At 37.7% G+C, this 16,611-nt stretch carries 13 protein-coding genes; 1 reads left to right on the forward strand and 12 read right to left on the reverse strand.

What is annotated here, in order from left to right; all coding sequences use genetic code 11:
• Positions 1-99: 99 nt before the first annotated feature.
• Positions 100-1,134 (forward strand): LacI family DNA-binding transcriptional regulator, encoded by a 1,035-nt coding sequence (locus tag ACXAGJ_RS07945; protein WP_474838707.1) that lies wholly within the window; start codon positions 100-102, stop codon positions 1,132-1,134.
• Here ACXAGJ_RS07945 and ACXAGJ_RS07950 read toward each other — a convergent pair.
• From ACXAGJ_RS07950 to ACXAGJ_RS08005, 12 genes are all read right to left on the reverse strand, one after another.
• The gene (locus tag ACXAGJ_RS07950) at positions 1,128-2,177 is read right to left on the reverse strand and encodes an aldose epimerase family protein (protein ID WP_474838709.1); all 1,050 of its coding nucleotides are present in this window, start codon (positions 2,175-2,177) and stop codon (positions 1,128-1,130) included. The genes ACXAGJ_RS07945 and ACXAGJ_RS07950 overlap by 7 nt on opposite strands.
• A 23-nt stretch (positions 2,178-2,200) precedes the next feature.
• A complete protein-coding gene (locus ACXAGJ_RS07955; RefSeq protein WP_474838711.1) occupies positions 2,201-3,346 on the reverse strand; it encodes a glycoside hydrolase family 26 protein in 1,146 nt (381 codons plus the stop codon).
• An 11-nt stretch (positions 3,347-3,357) separates the two neighbouring features.
• A complete protein-coding gene (locus ACXAGJ_RS07960; RefSeq protein WP_474838713.1) occupies positions 3,358-4,953 on the reverse strand; it encodes a glycoside hydrolase family 43 protein in 1,596 nt (531 codons plus the stop codon).
• A gap of 8 nt (positions 4,954-4,961) precedes the next feature.
• Positions 4,962-6,509, reverse strand: coding sequence for a sugar porter family MFS transporter (locus ACXAGJ_RS07965; protein ID WP_474838715.1), 1,548 nt, complete (start codon positions 6,507-6,509; stop codon positions 4,962-4,964).
• Positions 6,510-6,530: 21 nt separating this feature from the next.
• Positions 6,531-7,511: a Gfo/Idh/MocA family protein gene (locus tag ACXAGJ_RS07970; RefSeq protein WP_474838717.1), complete on the reverse strand. Its 981-nt coding sequence runs from the start codon at positions 7,509-7,511 to the stop codon at positions 6,531-6,533.
• Positions 7,512-7,516: 5 nt separating this feature from the next.
• On the reverse strand, positions 7,517-8,839 hold the full coding sequence (locus ACXAGJ_RS07975) for a glycoside hydrolase family 2 TIM barrel-domain containing protein (RefSeq protein WP_474838719.1): 1,323 nt from the start codon (positions 8,837-8,839) through the stop codon (positions 7,517-7,519).
• Between the two features lie 4 nt (positions 8,840-8,843).
• Entirely contained in the window at positions 8,844-9,545 is a 702-nt protein-coding gene (locus ACXAGJ_RS07980) for a phytanoyl-CoA dioxygenase family protein (protein ID WP_474838721.1), read from the reverse strand.
• 13 nt (positions 9,546-9,558) lie between these two features.
• On the reverse strand, positions 9,559-10,215 hold the full coding sequence (gene fsa, locus ACXAGJ_RS07985; protein ID WP_474838723.1) for a fructose-6-phosphate aldolase: 657 nt from the start codon (positions 10,213-10,215) through the stop codon (positions 9,559-9,561).
• A 15-nt stretch (positions 10,216-10,230) separates the two neighbouring features.
• Complete coding sequence (locus ACXAGJ_RS07990; protein WP_474838725.1) at positions 10,231-11,847, reverse strand: sodium:solute symporter; 1,617 nt, start codon at positions 11,845-11,847, stop codon at positions 10,231-10,233.
• Positions 11,848-11,853: 6 nt separating this feature from the next.
• Positions 11,854-13,179 (reverse strand): xylose isomerase, encoded by a 1,326-nt coding sequence (gene xylA, locus ACXAGJ_RS07995; RefSeq protein WP_474838727.1) that lies wholly within the window; start codon positions 13,177-13,179, stop codon positions 11,854-11,856.
• Positions 13,180-13,183: 4 nt separating this feature from the next.
• Positions 13,184-14,671 (reverse strand): xylulokinase, encoded by a 1,488-nt coding sequence (locus tag ACXAGJ_RS08000; RefSeq protein WP_474838729.1) that lies wholly within the window; start codon positions 14,669-14,671, stop codon positions 13,184-13,186.
• Between the two features lie 227 nt (positions 14,672-14,898).
• Complete coding sequence (locus ACXAGJ_RS08005; RefSeq protein ID WP_474838731.1) at positions 14,899-16,599, reverse strand: RagB/SusD family nutrient uptake outer membrane protein; 1,701 nt, start codon at positions 16,597-16,599, stop codon at positions 14,899-14,901.
• Positions 16,600-16,611: the final 12 nt, after the last annotated feature.

Genomic DNA, 16,611 nt, shown 5'->3' on the forward strand with positions numbered 1-16,611 from the left:
CAGGGGTTTGGTTGTATACTGAACCCCTTGTTTACATTTTTGACTTTTTACTATTATTTATCAATTCTTTCTTATAAATTGAAAACTAGTTTTTGAACTATGACGCGCAAAAAAAGAATCACATTAAAAGACATTGCAAACGAATTCAATGTATCTATTGCTACAGTTTCTAAAGCTTTGAATGACAGCTACGAAATCAGCACTAAAACCAAAGCTAAAATCCAGCAATATGCCAAAGAGAATCATTACAAACCCAATAGTATTGCGCTAAATCTTCAGAATAAAAAAACTAAAACTATTGGAGTTATCATCCCGAATATTCTTAACCATTTTTTTACCAAAGTGTTTGTTGGAATAGAAAAAGTAGCTACCGAAAAAGGATATAATCTCATCACCTGTATTTCTAACGAATCTTATGAGAAAGAAGTAAGTGCCATGGAATTACTTAAAAACTCTGCACTAGATGGTTTTATCCTTTCTATTGCAGAAGAAACACAGGTAAAACAAGAATTTAGTCATTTTCAAAACACCATTAATCAAGGTATCCCAATAGTAATGTTTGATCGGGTTACCGAAGAGGTTGAATGTGATAAAGTGATTGTTAATGATAAGGAAGGAGCATATAACGCTACTAATCATTTTATCGAAACCGGATGCAAAAATATTGCTATCGTCTCTACAATTCATAATCTTAGTGTAGGTAAACTGCGACTAGAAGGTTACAAAAAAGCACTATCTGAAGCAGGTATCCCAATCGATGAATCGTTTATCATAAAAGTGGATGAATTTAATGATATCGATACTTCTTTAAAAATACTACTGGGGTCAAAAAAGGTCGATGCCATGCTATGCCTTGAAGAAGATTCGGCAGTGAGTACCTTAAGATTATTGACCGCCAAAGGGTATAAAATTCCCGAAGATATTTCAATTATTGGTTTTACCAATGGGGTATTACCAAGACATGTTACTCCTGCCATTACCACGATTAGTCAACATGGGATCTATCTGGGAGAAACAGCAACAAGGATGTTGATTGAGAAACTTGAAAATGAAGAATCTGAAACTTCACATACTACAAAAGTGATTAAAACAAATCTAATCGAACGAGAAACTACAAAATCACTCCCTTATTGATCGGATAATACGTCAAAAATAAAAGACGTAAAGTTCTCGTAGCGCTCATTAGCTTTTATTTCACTAGAAGGAAAATGGCTATGATTAGGGGCGTCAGGAAAATTTTGTGTTTCAAAACATATTGCAGGAAACTTATCATAGGTTTTGCCTTTTCTAAAATTCCAATCCGCAAACTTTTCTGGGGTATAGATAACTACAGCAGGCTGATTTGTTTGAATTTGCATTCTAATCCCGGTAAGGGGTGAAAATATAACACCTTGAGAAGTATCTCGATGAACTTCAAAAATTAGGGTATCATCCAGAATTCCATCTTTTTGCAGACTACTCAATGCTCTTTCTTCTCTATAGTCAAATCTGGTATCTACAACTTTATGAACCTTCCCAGTAGGAATATTTTTATCGTCCACTTCCAAATATCGATCACAATGGAGTTGGAGGATATGATCACAAACTGAACCTTCCCCATTTAAATTGTAGTAAGCATGATTGGTAAGATTCAACACGGTGTCTTGATCGGAAACAGCAGTGTATTTAATATTGAGTTTATTATCATCAGTAAGTTGATACATTACTTCTACCCTAAGATTGCCTGGATACCCTTCTTCAAGATGCTCGCTGTAATAAGAAAAGGTTACCGACTGATCATCTTCATCTACATAGGCTACGTCCCATACTTTTTCGTCAAAACCGTATTTACCACCATGTAAATGCACCCCATCCTCATGATAAAGCGGGTATTCTTTGTTATTAATCGTCAACTTTTCTCCTGAGATTCTTCCTGCATATCTTCCTATTGACGCGCCTAGGAATCGAGATACTTTGCCTTTGGATTTATCGACGTATTGATCAATACTATCAAAACCTAAAATTACATTTACCCGACTTCCTTGCTTATCCAGTACCTCCAGACTAAGTATTGAGGCTGCAAAATTGGTAATACGCAATCGCGCTCCATTCTTATTCTTAATTGAAAAAACAAATAATTCTTTGTTGGTATAAAAGCCCGAAGACTTTTGCTTTATTCGTCTTTGTTTAGTTTCCAAGAGTAAATCGTATTATTTAGTTTTTAGTTCTTATTCTTCCATAATTTATCATACAAATCTGGCGTAGATTTGATGAACTTTGGATCAGAAGTCTTACTAATCCAACGCTTGCTAAGGGTATCGCTTAACTGCAACCTAGCATCTACCCTCTTAAATGTAGGGTTATCGAACCACATAGGGTGCGAATCCCAGTGACAGTTGATATAATGAACGGCTTTGATCACGTCTGCATTATCATCAACGGTCTTAAAAAAGGGAACAAACCATTCTTGCCAGGCTTCTTCTGCTTGTTCGGGATTACTAAGCTGTGTCTCTTTGGTATTCCCAGTATTTTTATCAAAATCTGGATGCGTAATTGTTGGAGAAGCTTCAGCAATAAAAACCGGTTTCCCTTTTTTTCTGGCAAATTCGATCATCTTTTGTTCTCTCCAACGGTTAAAAAATGAAAAACCTAACCAATCGACATATTCATCACCCGGATACCATGATTCTAAATCTCCTTCATTTGGGGACATAAACCCTGTCGACTGCCAAACAAAAGCAGTATTGGTCACCCCTCGCTCTCTTAGCATCTTTACCATTCGGATATATGCTTTTTTGGTACTTTCTTTATCGTAATGATTCCAAGGATCACCGTCAAACTCATAGGCTATACGTAAAAATACAGGTCTTCTTCCTAGAGACAATAAAAAATCTGCCAATTTATGGATGTATGCATCATGAGTTCCATCGGCTACTTTTTCTTCGTGGTTTACAAACTGTAGGCCAATAGCTAATGCCATATCTTTATAATCTTCATCTGCTAATTGCATGCTTACATTGTAGTCATTATCCCCCCAATCATGGGTATCATACATCCCGTCCAGTCCCTCTTGTATCCTTCCAAAAGAATCTTCTCCAGGGTTAATATTGGTATACGTAGTCCACCCTGCAGGTTTATCAAAATGATCCAGATAGCCATCATTGTACTTTTCTAAGCCCCCTACCGCTTCTAATTCTTGCCCAACGAACAACAACACCTCTCCTTCGGCAGGTTCAAATTTTGCCAATGTTTTTTGTGGTTTTTCTTGCTCTTCTTGTTTGGGTTGATCTTGTTCCTTTTTTTCTGTGACCTGGTTGCAACTCACAACGGTGCAAATACCAAGTAATACCATTATTTTTTTATACATAGCCCTTTATTTTAATGTATCTCTTTATATGTAAACCAATCGAAATCGGCATGTTTTCTATTATATGCCAAATCCTGGCAACACATCCCTACAAACATCCCTGTAAATGCCGGACGGTATCTTTCGTCTCGATCCCGCACATAATCATCGGATAATATGCTTGCATCCAAAACATCTCCTATCGGAAGAAATGTTTTTTCTTGATCAATGCTGTAGTAAAATTGAAGTTCGCCGTGATTCAAAATTCCTTTTAACACCAGCTTGACTTCTGCCGGGATTTCCACTTCCTGATCTTGTTCAGACATTTCAAAATGATCAGAAGTGATAATCCGTAGTAGTTGTTTATCTCCGTTATAATTTGCCGTCAAATGCAAATAATGGTAATGCCCTGTATTATAATAAAATACCAGTCCCGCCATTTCCTGAATATTCTCTGGATGAAACTCTAAAGAAGTACTGGCTTCAATCCTAAAATGCTGAACTCTCCTGGCAATCAAGGCTTGTGTATGTGTAGAAGTTAAACTTTCCTTTCCTTTTAATCGCAAAAACCCTTTTCTCTCCCTAAGAGAAAACCATTCTTCAGTTCTTGGAATACGAAGGGATTGAAAGTCTAGAGATAACGTATCCGCATCAAAATCATCTCTTTCTGGATGCTTTTCTACCAAGACTTCTTTGGTATCAAGACCAGTAATTTCTAATCTTGGTAATCGACAATCACTAACAAGGTAGGGCCAATCATCTTTCCAAATAATTTCTTCGATCGCTGTTTCTCGTCCTAAAATACAACGCCCTCTTTCTTTGAGTGGTCTTCCCACCAAAAACGTAATGAACCATCGACCATCTTCGGTCTCCACAAAATCTCCATGTCCCGATTTTTGAAGTTTATAGGGTTTATTATATGCGCAAGACACTATAGAAGTATCTGGATGCATCAAATATGGTCCAAATATCGATTCTGAACGTGCCACAGATACTGCATGGTTATATTCTGTCCCTCCTTCGGCAAGTATCAAATAGTAGAATTTTCCTCTTTTAAAAATATGCGGCCCTTCTGTGCATCCCAAATAAGATCCTTGATGAAGGTAATGCACCTCCCCAGTTAACTCTTTTTGAACCGGATCATATTCCTGGAGTTCTATACCGCCAAACATTTTATTATCCCGATGATCGATCAACATGTTGAGAAAATACTTTTTACCATCAGTATCATGAAACAAAGATCCATCAAAACCTCTAGAACTGAGGTATACAGGATCTGACCATTCTCCGGTAATATCCTCTGTAGTTATTAAATAATTGGGTGTATCTTTCCAAACTCCATCAAAAGACTTCACGTTAGAATACACCAAGTAAAAAGTACCCTTATCATAGGATAAACAGGGTGCCCAAACCCCGCAAGAGTCGGGTACGCCTTTCATATCTAATTGAGATACTTTATTGAGGGGTTGCGCAATGACTTTCCAGTTTTTAAGATCCCTGGAATGATGAATTTGCACTCCTGGAAACCATTCAAAAGTAGAAGTTGCAATGTAGTAATCTTCCCCTACCCGGATGATTGAAGGATCCGGGTTAAAACCTCGTAATATTGGATTTTCAATCCTGTTCATATGCTTCTTTATGCTTTTACCAATTCTTTTTCTATTTGTTCTAGTGATTTCCCTTTGGTTTCGGGCAAATACTTAATCAGCACCACAAAACCGATTAAGGCCAACATTCCAAAAATGAAATAGGACGTACTGCTCCCTAGCGTTTCTATTTCCCAATTGAATGTTCTTTGTACTACCCAACTGGTAAAAGAGTTTACGAACCCTACAAAAGCGATCATTAAACTTCGAACTCGATTCGGAAATAATTCGGATAACAATACCCACATGACAGGTCCCAATGAAAAGGCAAATGACGCTACAAAAACAAGTATTCCTACTAGAATAAGTATAGGGTCAAGATTACCTGCAGCTTCTATAATTTCTGCTTGTTTTTCTACAAATGTTTGGTCTCCCAATGCTTCCTTCAATGCTTGTTTAAAAGACACATCACTATCGTAAATTACATTTTGTATGTTGTCTAGGTTGAAGGCATCAATTCCTTCTATATGTGCAATCTTTTCTGGCGTGAGTTGATAAGTTGCTTTTCCAAAACCATACGATGTCAAGAACATACCTATTGCTGCACCGATCAGTCCAATAAGCATTAAAGGTTTTCTTCCCATTCTATCGATGAGCAGCATTGCTAAAACAGTAAATACGATATTGATAATACCCACCAACACCGACGAAGCAAATGCGGCATCTGTACCAATACCCGATTGTTTGAATATCGATGTCGAATAAAAGAAAATAGCGTTAATCCCTGTGATCATCTGTATGACACCCACAAACAGTCCGATAAAAAGAACGAATCGTAATGACTTTTTAAATATTTCTGAAATCTTAACCTTTTCTTTTTGATTATTTTCTTTCAGGCTCTCTTTAATCAAAAGCTCTTCTTTTTTTGCTTTCTCGGTACCGTGAAGTTGTTCCAGCGTCTCAAAAGCTTCTTGATTCTTCTGCTTAACGTATAACCATCTTGGACTACGAGGAACCAGAAATAACAAAAAGAAATACACCACGGCAGGAAGCAGTTCTAGACCAAACATCCAACGCCATACGTTTTCTTTAGTGATCAAGTCCGATGTTTGTATCGCTTCGGAAATTGATTGTTGTAAAAAATAACCTGTAAAGTAGGCCGCAGAGAGTCCTATCACAATATTCAGTTGTTGTATAGAAACTAGTTTTCCTCTGTTTTTTGCTGTTGAAACTTCTGCGATATACATTGGAGCCAGAATAAGCGCTGCTCCAAAAGCTGCACCACCAATAAATCTAGCACACCACAATATCCAATACGAGCTGGCATAAGCCGACAGAAAAGCCGAAAGGGCATATACAAAAGCCACAATGATCAATACTTTCTTTCTTCCGATCTTATCACTAATCCAACCGGCAATCAACATGGCAAACATTGCAGCCGATGTTGGGGCTGCATTGATACTTGCTACCTGATCTCCTGTAAAACCAAAATACGGCCCAAAAAATTCTTGAGCTCCCGATATGATCGCGGCATCAAATCCAAATAAAAACCCTCCTAAGGATACTACAAAGGCAATAAAAATTAATCTTCCTGACATCTATAAATGGTACATTTAAATTTAACTTTTGGCAAACACCAAGCCTGTTTGCTGTCTTACTTCATCTACAATCGAAATTAAGTTTAGGCTATCTTGGTGAGACCACAAATCACTTTGTATTTTTTGATCATGAATACATGCATGACATTCTTCTATCTCGTACGTAAATCCTTTCCCTATAGTTGGAAAATGGTAATCAACACGATGATTATTTTTTATCAAAGCATATGATTGTGTTTCATGCCAAATCGAATTGATCTGTATTCTTCCCTCTTCTCCACTTACGATTGCTTGCATATTTGAAGGAGATACAAAACTGCTATGCAAAATACATTGCGCTTTATCATATTGAAGAATGATTGAAGTTTGTTGATCTGCTCCAGATTCATAAAAATTGGCGGTTGCCAAAATCTTATTCGGCATCCCCAATATCAGATAACTCAAAAACAAAGGGTATACGCCCATATCCATCAATGAGCCTCCACCCAAAGCTGGATCAATCATTCTTCCTGTTGCCTCCCCTATGTTAAAGGCAAAATCTGCGTTGATATACCTAATTTCTCCTATTTCTTTTTGAGATACTTTCTTGTACAACTCTCGAATCGAAGGATTGAACCTCGTCCAAAAAGCTTCCATAAAAAACCTCTCATTCTTCTTTGTCGCTGCGATCATTTGTTCAGTCTCTTCTTTGTTGAGGGCAACCGGTTTTTCACACAACACATGTTTTCCCGCATTCAAAGATTTGATCGTTAGATCGGCATGCGAATCATGTGGTGTAGCAATGTAAACAATATCAACTTCACTATCCTGGATAAGCTGATCGTAATTATTGTATGCCCTTTTAGCCTCGTATTTTTGAGCAAAATCTGCAGCTTTTTCCATACTTCTTGATCCAACCGCTACTAATTCTGCCTCGGGAACCAGAGCTAGATCTTTGGCAAACTGGTTAGCAATATTTCCCAGTCCTATTATCCCCCACTTTATTGTATTTGTTTGATTCATAGGTTTTAATTTCTTACCAAAAACGGAATATTACCTCCTCCTACTTTTCCTTTCCCATCATACACATAGGCAAAGATTCGATATTCACCTTCTTTCGGAGAAATAAAAGTAAAACTTCCATTTTCATTCTCTATTATTTTTATGGGAACTCTTGGTGGTTCTAGTTCTTTCTCTCCGCCTTCACTTCGAACAACCACCTCTTTTGAAACTACCCATTTATATTCTAGTGCATCTTGATTAGGATCATTAGCAAACACCTTAGCAGTGTACTTCTGATTGGGTTTCAAGTATATATTTTGCACCGATTTCAGACCATTTAATTGAATGGAATCCACCCTTGGGGCTCTATTTTCTGGATATGATCCGGTCCACACCTTGGTCAAATGATCAATGGTTTCAGTTTGACAACCATCTTTATGAAACATCCCATACCAGGTAGGCGTTCGCTCTTGTTTTTGTCCCCATTCAAAAGCAAAACCACCCAGGCATTTTCCTGATGTATTGTTGATGATCCCTTTTTGCATTCTTCTTAAAATTCCGTCTGCCTTTGGTCCACTTACTTCTTCTATTTCCCGACCCCAAGAGGTCTTGGGCATTTCCCAAAATCCCATAGGTCCAAATTCTGTAATCATATAGGGCTTGGTTATTCCTGTATCTTTCATTCTTTGCTCCACGGTCTCTAAATCCCCATACACTTGAACCGAAACCATATCCATTTGCGGACATCGTTCTAAAGCTATTTTCAAATGCTCATCAATAACACCTGCAAAAGTTGTTGTTACCGGATGATTTGGATCTTCTTTATGAATGAAATCTATAATTTCGGATACCGCATCGTAGACCTTGGGATTCACCATTTTCAACTTACCATTCTCATCAAATAATAAATTCAACTCATTCCCTACCACCCAACACAAAATATTTGGGTGATTCTTATATGCCTTTATCGTTGATTTTACTTTTTTTAGCTGTTGAGCAACCGCTCTTTTATCATTGTAATCGAACCCCCAAAGTTCTTTGCCTATATTGATCCCCATGGCCACCATGAATCCATATTTTTTGGCAGCTTTCAATTCTTCATAGGCATTGTAGGTCCCCCAGGTTCTAAAAGCATTTCCACCTGCTTTACTTAAAGCTTCAAAATCATGACCGTCTACGTAGTTAATACCGACTCCTTTAATTTCGAATTTAGTTTCATTGATATAAAAATTATACTGCCCCTCCACTTCTCGTATAGTCACTTTTGGAACCTCTTGAGCATGTAACTGTATATCTCCCAAGAAACTCAAGAAACTGATGAAAAGAAATATGAAAGCGACGTTTTTCATCTTACTAGGACCTTTCTTCTATAACCTCACTGGTAGAGAATTTATACAACATATTACGATACACACAGATATCGGTGATATCTTCAGGTGTGTCTTGAGGAACAGCTCTGAAGTTGGAAGATATTCGATCTTTCTTTACCGGTAACACCTTATGCCAACAATGGCCATGTAAAAAAATAACAGTTCCCTTTTTGGGCCTAAAGACTAACTGCCCGTCTAGATCCTCGTTTGGCACACCTACTGACAGCCTTCCTTTCTTGTGAGTTTCAGGGAAAATGGCGATTTCTCCTCCTGTTGCTTCGGTAATATCATGAGTATATACCAATCGATTAAGATTATAAGTGGATTTGTCTTCTGGCAGGCAGTCCTGATGCCAAGCTTGACCTTTGCTACCGCCCTTTGAAAACATCATCATACAATACAAATTTTGCCATCCTGTATTTAATATATGATCTGTAATTTCATTAAACTTCTGGTCCTTATCGATCCCATCAAAATAATTTTTTCCTTCTCTATACGGAAACCAAGGGATGACCTCTACAGCAGATTTTGTAATAAACTCTTCGGTATGTTCCCAATTTGGGTTTACACCGTAATGCTCCAGTATTTTTTGATTATAGTCATCCATCAAGCTATCTTCAAAAAAGTCTTCGAAAATAACGAATCCTCGTTCCCAAAACTCGTTTGCTACTGCTTTATAATCCATATCTACTATTTTTTTATACCACTAAAGATTTTGCATCCTCAAGAAACTTTTTTAATCCATTATCGGTAAGAGGATGTTTTACTAATCCTTCAATCGCAGATAATGGCCCAGTCATCACATCAGCTCCTATTTTGGCACAATTTACCACATGCATGGTATGGCGCACTGAAGCTGCAAGAATTTCTGTTTCAAAATTGTAATTGTTGTAAATCTCCCGTATTTCATTAATCAAGAGTAACCCATCTGTAGACACATCATCCAATCTCCCGATAAAAGGAGAAACATATGTCGCTCCCGCCTTGGCCGCCAACAATGCTTGCCCACAAGAAAAAATCAATGTGCAGTTCGTTTTAATCCCCTTATCAGCAAAATACTTAATCGCTTTAATTCCTTCTTTGATCATTGGGATTTTCACCACTATTTGAGGGTGTAATTTTGCTAATTCTTCTCCTTCTTTGATCATTCCTTCAAAATCAGTACTGATTACTTCTGCAGAAACATCTCCATCCACGATTTCGCATATATTTTGATAATGTTTTAGGATATTATCTTTCCCTGTAATCCCTTCTTTTGCCATAAGCGAAGGATTTGTGGTTACCCCGTCTAAAACACCAAGTGCTTGTGCTTCTTGAATATGATCCAGGTTGGCAGTATCTATAAAAAATTTCATATTATATGTCCATTTTTAGCCTACGAAGTAGGACAATATTGTGATTACTATAAGCACCAGTAGCACCGATAATACAATATCGATAAGAGCAATGCTTTTCTTATTTTCTATTTTGTGTTCTTTTGACAACGTACCGAAAGAAAGTCCGGATATGGTGGCATAATTGGGAGGCGCAGTACACAAGCTTATAATAACAGCTATGATTACCGAGAATACAAACATAAATATAGCCATATGTGCAAAATTTATGGTTGCAAAAGAATATAGCACTCCTGATAAATTGTCTTTAAAAATTTCTGCTACGATTCGTAAAGCAGCAACCCCTAATCCAGAAAACAATGTGATAATGGCTGCCCGAGCATTCATTTTTTTCCACAACACTCCGAGCAGGAATACTGCTGTAATCGGTGGTGCAATATAAGATTGCACGCTTTGTAGGTATTGATACAATACTCCTCCCCCAATTTTTTCCATAATAGGTATCCATGTGATCCCCAAAACTACCATAACTACAGTCGCCAATTTCCCAATATTTAACAGCTTCTTTTCTGGTGTTGTAGGTTTCAGTTTTTTATAAATATCAATCGTAAAAATGGTGGAGCACGAATTAAAAACGGATGCTAATGAACTCATTAAAGCTGCCATAAGTCCTCCGGCGACCAAACCTTTTAGTCCAACAGGCAATAATGTTTTAACCAGTATTGGAAAAACCTCATCTGCTTTCTCGTAGGTAAGCACCCCTTGTTTGGCAAGTGCAAAGGCAATAATTCCTGGGATTAGAAAAATGAAAATGGGTAATATTTTGAGATAAGCTCCAAAAATAGCTCCTCTTCTTCCTATGGTAATATTATTGGCAGCAAGCGCTCGTTGTACAATATATTGATCGGTACACCAATACCAAATCCCTACGATTGTTCCTCCAAACAATAGGCCCGTCCAAGGAAAATCCGGATCACTCATCGGGCGCCACATATTAAAATGGTTAGATCCCACTGTTTCTCGTAGAGTGTCCCATCCACCTACTTCTTTTAATCCCAAGTAGGTGATAATAACAGATCCTGTAATTAGGATAACGGTCTGCAGCGTTTCGGTATATATTACGGCTTTCATTCCTCCTACAACTGTATACAAACCGGTAAATAAGACGATTCCAATTGCTCCATACCAAAACGGTATTCCTATCAGTTCTGAAACGACAATCCCTCCTGCATAAATAGTAACCGAAACTTTGGTAATTACATACCCTACTAATGAAAAAAGCGATAAAAACCATCTTGATCTGCTATCGAACCTTTTTTCTAAAAACTCTGGCATGGTAAATACTTTACTTCGCACATAAAAAGGAAGAAAAAGCCATCCCAAAACCAAAACTATCCAGGCATGGAGTTCGTAATGTGCCATTGGCATTCCGGACTCTGCTCCGGTACCTGCCAATCCTACTACATGTTCTGAGCCAATATTAGACGCAAAAATAGATGCTCCGATCACAAACCAACCTACATTTCTACCGGCCAGAAAATAATCTTCGGTATTCTTGTTTTTTTGAAGGACTACCCATACAGCAACTCCTATAAGTGCCACAAAATATAATCCTAATACAATCCAATCCTGAAACGCTAATATTGACTCCATGTAAAATTAGATGTATTGATTTATAATATTTTCAAACAACTCCTGCTTTCCACTTTGTAGTTCCAATTCACCGTTTTGAATAGCGATATCATATAGATTTTTTAAATCCAATTTTCCATCTTCAAAGGCTTTTCCATTTCCAGCATCGAAGGATTCATACCTTTTTTCTCTTAATTTTTGGTATGGTGAAGCTGAAAGAATTTTATCAGCTGTGATCAATGCGCGAGCAAAAGTATCTGCCCCACCAATATGCGCTAAAAAGACATCTTCCAGATCTGTAGAATTTCTACGGATCTTAGCATCAAAGTTGACACCTCCTCCTTGAAGCCCTCCAGCTTTTAGAAATACCAGCATAGCTTCTGTCACTTCTAATATGTTATTTGGGAATTGATCGGTATCCCATCCGTTTTGATAGTCTCCTCTGTTGGCATCGATACTTCCCAACATACCTGCATCTGCTGCCACCTGTAATTCGTGTTGAAATGTATGTTGCGCTAGAGTTGCATGGTTGACCTCGATATTGATTTTAAAGTCTTTATCCAAACCGTACTCTTTCAAAAAGCCAATAGAAGTTGCCGTATCAAAATCATACTGATGTTTTGTAGGCTCCATCGGTTTTGGTTCTATAAAAAATGTTCCTTTAAAACCTTGCGCTCTGGCATAATCTCTTGCTATGGTAAGAAAGCGTGCCATATGATCTAGCTCTCTTTTCATATTGGTATTGAGCAAAGACATATATCCTTCTCTACCACCCCAAAACACATAATTTTCGCCATCTAATGCTATGGTTGCATCCAGGGCTAATTTGACCTGTCCTCCTGCTCTTGCCAACACATCAAAATCAGGATTTGTAGCCGCTCCATTCATATAGCGTGGGTTCGAAAAACAATTTGCAGTTCCCCATAATAATTTTACCCCTGAAGCTTCCTTTTTTTGTTTAAGATAATCTACAATGGTAGCTAGTCTTTTTTCAGATTCTGAAAACGTAGGTGCTTCCTGAACCAGATCATAATCATGGAAACAGAAATAATCAAATCCCATTTTGGTGATAAACTCGAAGGCTGCATCAGCCTTATCTTTGGCCGCCTGAATAGGATCTGAAGCAGTATCCCATTCGAATTTTTGAGTTCCTGGTCCGAAGGGATCGGCTCCAAGTCCACAGAAGGTATGCCAATAAGCAACGGCAAACTTAAAATGCTCGCGCATCGTTTTACCTGCTACCACTTGGTTCGCATCATAATATTTGAATGCTAAAGGATTATCCGACTCTTTTCCTTCAAATTGTATATCATTTATGGTTTTAAAATATTCTTTATCTCCAACTAAGGCCATATCATTATTTTTTTAAAATTCTATTTAATTCTGTTTTCCAGTTTTTATATGCTTCTTTGTAATCGTCTTGATTTTGTAAAGGGTGGTAGGTCATTACATGGTCATTTTTGGTGATCATTGTTCCAAAATCATCAAATGTACCATCACTTAAACCTGCTGCTCGAGCGGCTCCTATTGCACCAGTGGTATTGTAAATCTCAATTTCCTGATTGATCAAGGTAGCTACGGTATTCGAAAAGATTTCTGATCGAAATAAATTGTCATTCCCCGCACGGATCACATTGATTGTGGTATTGTCTTTTTTTAATATTTCCATACCATACACAAAGGAGAATGCTATCCCCTCGAGTGCTGCTCTAAAAATATGTGACCGATTATGCTTATTGAGGTTTAGATTACAGATATGAGTTCCTATAGTTTGGTTATCAAACATACGCTCTGCGCCATTTCCAAAGGGAATCAATTGTAGATTATTAGATCCAACCGATACCTTTGATGCATGTGAATTCATGGTTTGATACGAATTCGTTTCCAGATTCAGATTATTTTTCAACCATCGATATTGAATTCCAGCTCCGTTTATGCACAAAAGTTTACCAATACTGGGTTGGTTTTGGGAATGATTGACATGGGCAAAATTGTTTAATTTAAGTCCCTCTGTAGCAGAAAGGTTATCGGTAACCGCATAGATTACTCCAGAAGTCCCCCCTGTAGCGGCTACTTCTCCCGCTTTAAAAACATTAAGCGATAGTGCATTGTTGGGTTGATCACCTGCTCGATATAAAATAGGAGTTCCCGGATTAAGCCCGCTATCGCCCGCTCCTTTTACTGATAGTTCTCCCTGATTCGAAAAAGTAGGAATGATATCTGGAATTAATGATGCATCAAGGTTATAATGTTCTAATAACCAATTTGCTGGTTTATCGTCTTTAAAATCCCATAAAGTCCCTTCAGAGAGACCTGAAGTTGTAGTGTTTATGATTCCTGTAAATTTAAACGCTATATAATCTCCTGGTAACAGAAATTTATGGATGCGTTCATATTTTTCAGGTTCGTTTTGTTGTACCCATTTTAATTTTGAAGCGGTAAAATTAGCTGGAGAATTCAATAGATTCTCCATACACTTTTCTTCTCCTATCTCTTCAAAAGCTTTATTTCCTATTGCTACTGCCCGGCTATCACACCAAATGATTGAATCCCGAATCAACTCTCCTTTGTCATCTACAACCACCAAACCATGCATCTGATACGAAATTCCGATTCCTTTTATTTGCTCTGGTCCAATTGTATTTTCTTTCAGTAATCTCTTAGAAGCTTTACATACATTTTCCCACCAGGATTCTGGATTTTGTTCAGCCCATTCTTTCTGGACAGAAATGATATCCATCTCCTCTTCGGGTTCATTTACAGAAGCTATGGACTTCCCATTTTCAGCATTTACCAGTGCCGCTTTGATCGAAGAGCTCCCTATGTCAAATCCTATATAATACATTTCACGATTTTTCTTTGCGGTAAAATTTCTACTATTTCTTTGGAAAAGGAATTACTTTCTTAAAAATCCCCGAAACTTAGGTTTGTAATTTTCGTAAATCAAGATAACCACTTTATTATTAAGATCATAGCCTAGATAAAAAAGGAGCATTTCGCAGTTTTATGTACAGAAATAACTCCTTTTTTAACATTAAAATTTACTGAATGAATTAAGCTAATTCAACAATCCTAATTGTATCCCGGGTTTTGTTGTAGAATATCTGATCCCACCTGATCAATTTCAGACTGAGGGATAGGTAACAATTCATCTCTACCTACCACAAAAACTTTCTGAAACTGCGTTCCTACTTCTACATTGTTTAACACCGTTTCTGCATCTCCCCATCGTACCAAGTCGGTATATCGATTCCAACCTTCGGTAGCTAACTCTCTCCTTCTTTCATCCTTAATACCTTGAAAGGTATATGCAGGAGCTGCTGGATTACCTGCCCCATAGGCTCTATCAAGTACTTGTTGGAAAGAAGACGCTCCGTCTCCTCCTCCTCCCAAGATAGAAGCTTCGGCATGCATTAATAATACTTCTGCATATCTCATCATTTTTTCGTTTAATGGAGAATCTGCAAAATTCAATGTGTTTTCTTGTACTGATACTGGAATATGATATTTCCTCATCGTAGCTTTTGATATCCACGATGGTAAAACGTTACCGGCATTATCACAAACTTGCCAGAAAAAGCCGTAAGTATCTGTACCAAATAACCAGTCTCCAGAATTACTTTGATCTGGTAATAAACACTGGTCGGATTGATCGATTTGACACCCACAACTTATTGGTCCACGAACACCTCCATTCAAGTCTGTTGGTAGATCGACAGTTAGCGGTGTAATGAATGTAGCATTCTTTCTTTGGTCAGAATCATCATAGAAGTCGATTAATTCTTGTCTTGGCACTGCGTTTCCGAATGCACTGTTACCAACACCACTGTTAAATAAGAATCCCATTAACTGATGAGTTGCAGAACCTTGATTGAATATTCCTCCTGGAGATTCCCAATTGTTATAAATGATATTTGCCTCGTATCCTATTTCAAAAATAGATTCTTTCCCATATTCGTTGGTAAGACTAAAGTTATCTCCAAAATTCTCCTCCAAACTATATCCAAGTGCCATTACCTCTTCGGTATACTCCACAGTTTGCGCATATTCTTCTTGGTATAAATGTGCCTTTGCCAAAAATGCATATGCTGCTCCACTAGTTGCTCTTCCTTGCTGAGCTGCGGTTGCCGGTAGTGCTTGTGCTGCTGCTAATAAGTCTGGTTCTATTACGTTATCATATACTTCTTGCGCAGTGCTTCTTGGTATTTTGAAATTGAAATTGGCATCCGTAATTCGTTCTGTAATTACAGGTACTCCACCAAAATTCTTCACAAGTTCTAAATAGGCTAATCCTCTCAAAAATCTAGCCTCTGCAATTAATTGTGCTTTGGTAGCTACAGGATCTGCATAGATTTCGTCTGGAGATTCTTCGATAACACCAATTGCGGTATTTGCTCTGGACACCATGGTAAACCATTTTCTCCACCATCCTAATACACTTGGGTTGTTAGGTGGAATTGGGTTTTGATCAAACACTCTTCCCGCTACCCAGAAATTAGCCCACTGAGAGAATACATCGTCTGCACGAATTCCTTGAAACATGACTGGAAAGTGATGTCCTAGGTTATTGTTTATTACCTGCCAACGCAATGGATCATACGTTGCTATCACCAAAGAAGCTATATCATCTTCCGTTTGTATAGCATCCGAAGTTAAAGATGTTATCGGTTCTCTATCGAGAAAATCATCCTCACAGGAAATCGTCATAAAAGTCACCATACATATCCCAAGAATGGCCTTGACAGAAATATTTTTAAGTTTTATATTTTTCATGATGTTTTGTTT

It is taken from the genome of Aquimarina sp. AWH4_224, assembly GCF_056160245.1.

Excerpts from the sequence above, each read along its gene's own strand:
- ACXAGJ_RS07945 (WP_474838707.1), top strand. The coding sequence starts at position 100 with ATGACGCGCAAAAAAAGAATCACATTAAAAGACATTGCAAACGAATTC.
- ACXAGJ_RS07980 (WP_474838721.1), bottom strand. The coding sequence starts at position 9,545 with ATGGATTATAAAGCAGTAGCAAACGAGTTTTGGGAACGAGGATTCGTT.
- ACXAGJ_RS07970 (WP_474838717.1), bottom strand. The coding sequence starts at position 7,511 with ATGAATCAAACAAATACAATAAAGTGGGGGATAATAGGACTGGGAAAT.
- ACXAGJ_RS07955 (WP_474838711.1), bottom strand. The coding sequence starts at position 3,346 with ATGTATAAAAAAATAATGGTATTACTTGGTATTTGCACCGTTGTGAGT.
- ACXAGJ_RS07975 (WP_474838719.1), bottom strand. The coding sequence starts at position 8,839 with ATGAAAAACGTCGCTTTCATATTTCTTTTCATCAGTTTCTTGAGTTTC.
- ACXAGJ_RS07960 (WP_474838713.1), bottom strand. The coding sequence starts at position 4,953 with ATGAACAGGATTGAAAATCCAATATTACGAGGTTTTAACCCGGATCCT.
- ACXAGJ_RS07965 (WP_474838715.1), bottom strand. The coding sequence starts at position 6,509 with ATGTCAGGAAGATTAATTTTTATTGCCTTTGTAGTATCCTTAGGAGGG.
- xylA (WP_474838727.1), bottom strand. The coding sequence starts at position 13,179 with ATGGCCTTAGTTGGAGATAAAGAATATTTTAAAACCATAAATGATATA.
- ACXAGJ_RS08000 (WP_474838729.1), bottom strand. The coding sequence starts at position 14,671 with ATGTATTATATAGGATTTGACATAGGGAGCTCTTCGATCAAAGCGGCA.
- fsa (WP_474838723.1), bottom strand. The coding sequence starts at position 10,215 with ATGAAATTTTTTATAGATACTGCCAACCTGGATCATATTCAAGAAGCA.
- ACXAGJ_RS08005 (WP_474838731.1), bottom strand. The coding sequence starts at position 16,599 with ATGAAAAATATAAAACTTAAAAATATTTCTGTCAAGGCCATTCTTGGG.
- ACXAGJ_RS07990 (WP_474838725.1), bottom strand. The coding sequence starts at position 11,847 with ATGGAGTCAATATTAGCGTTTCAGGATTGGATTGTATTAGGATTATAT.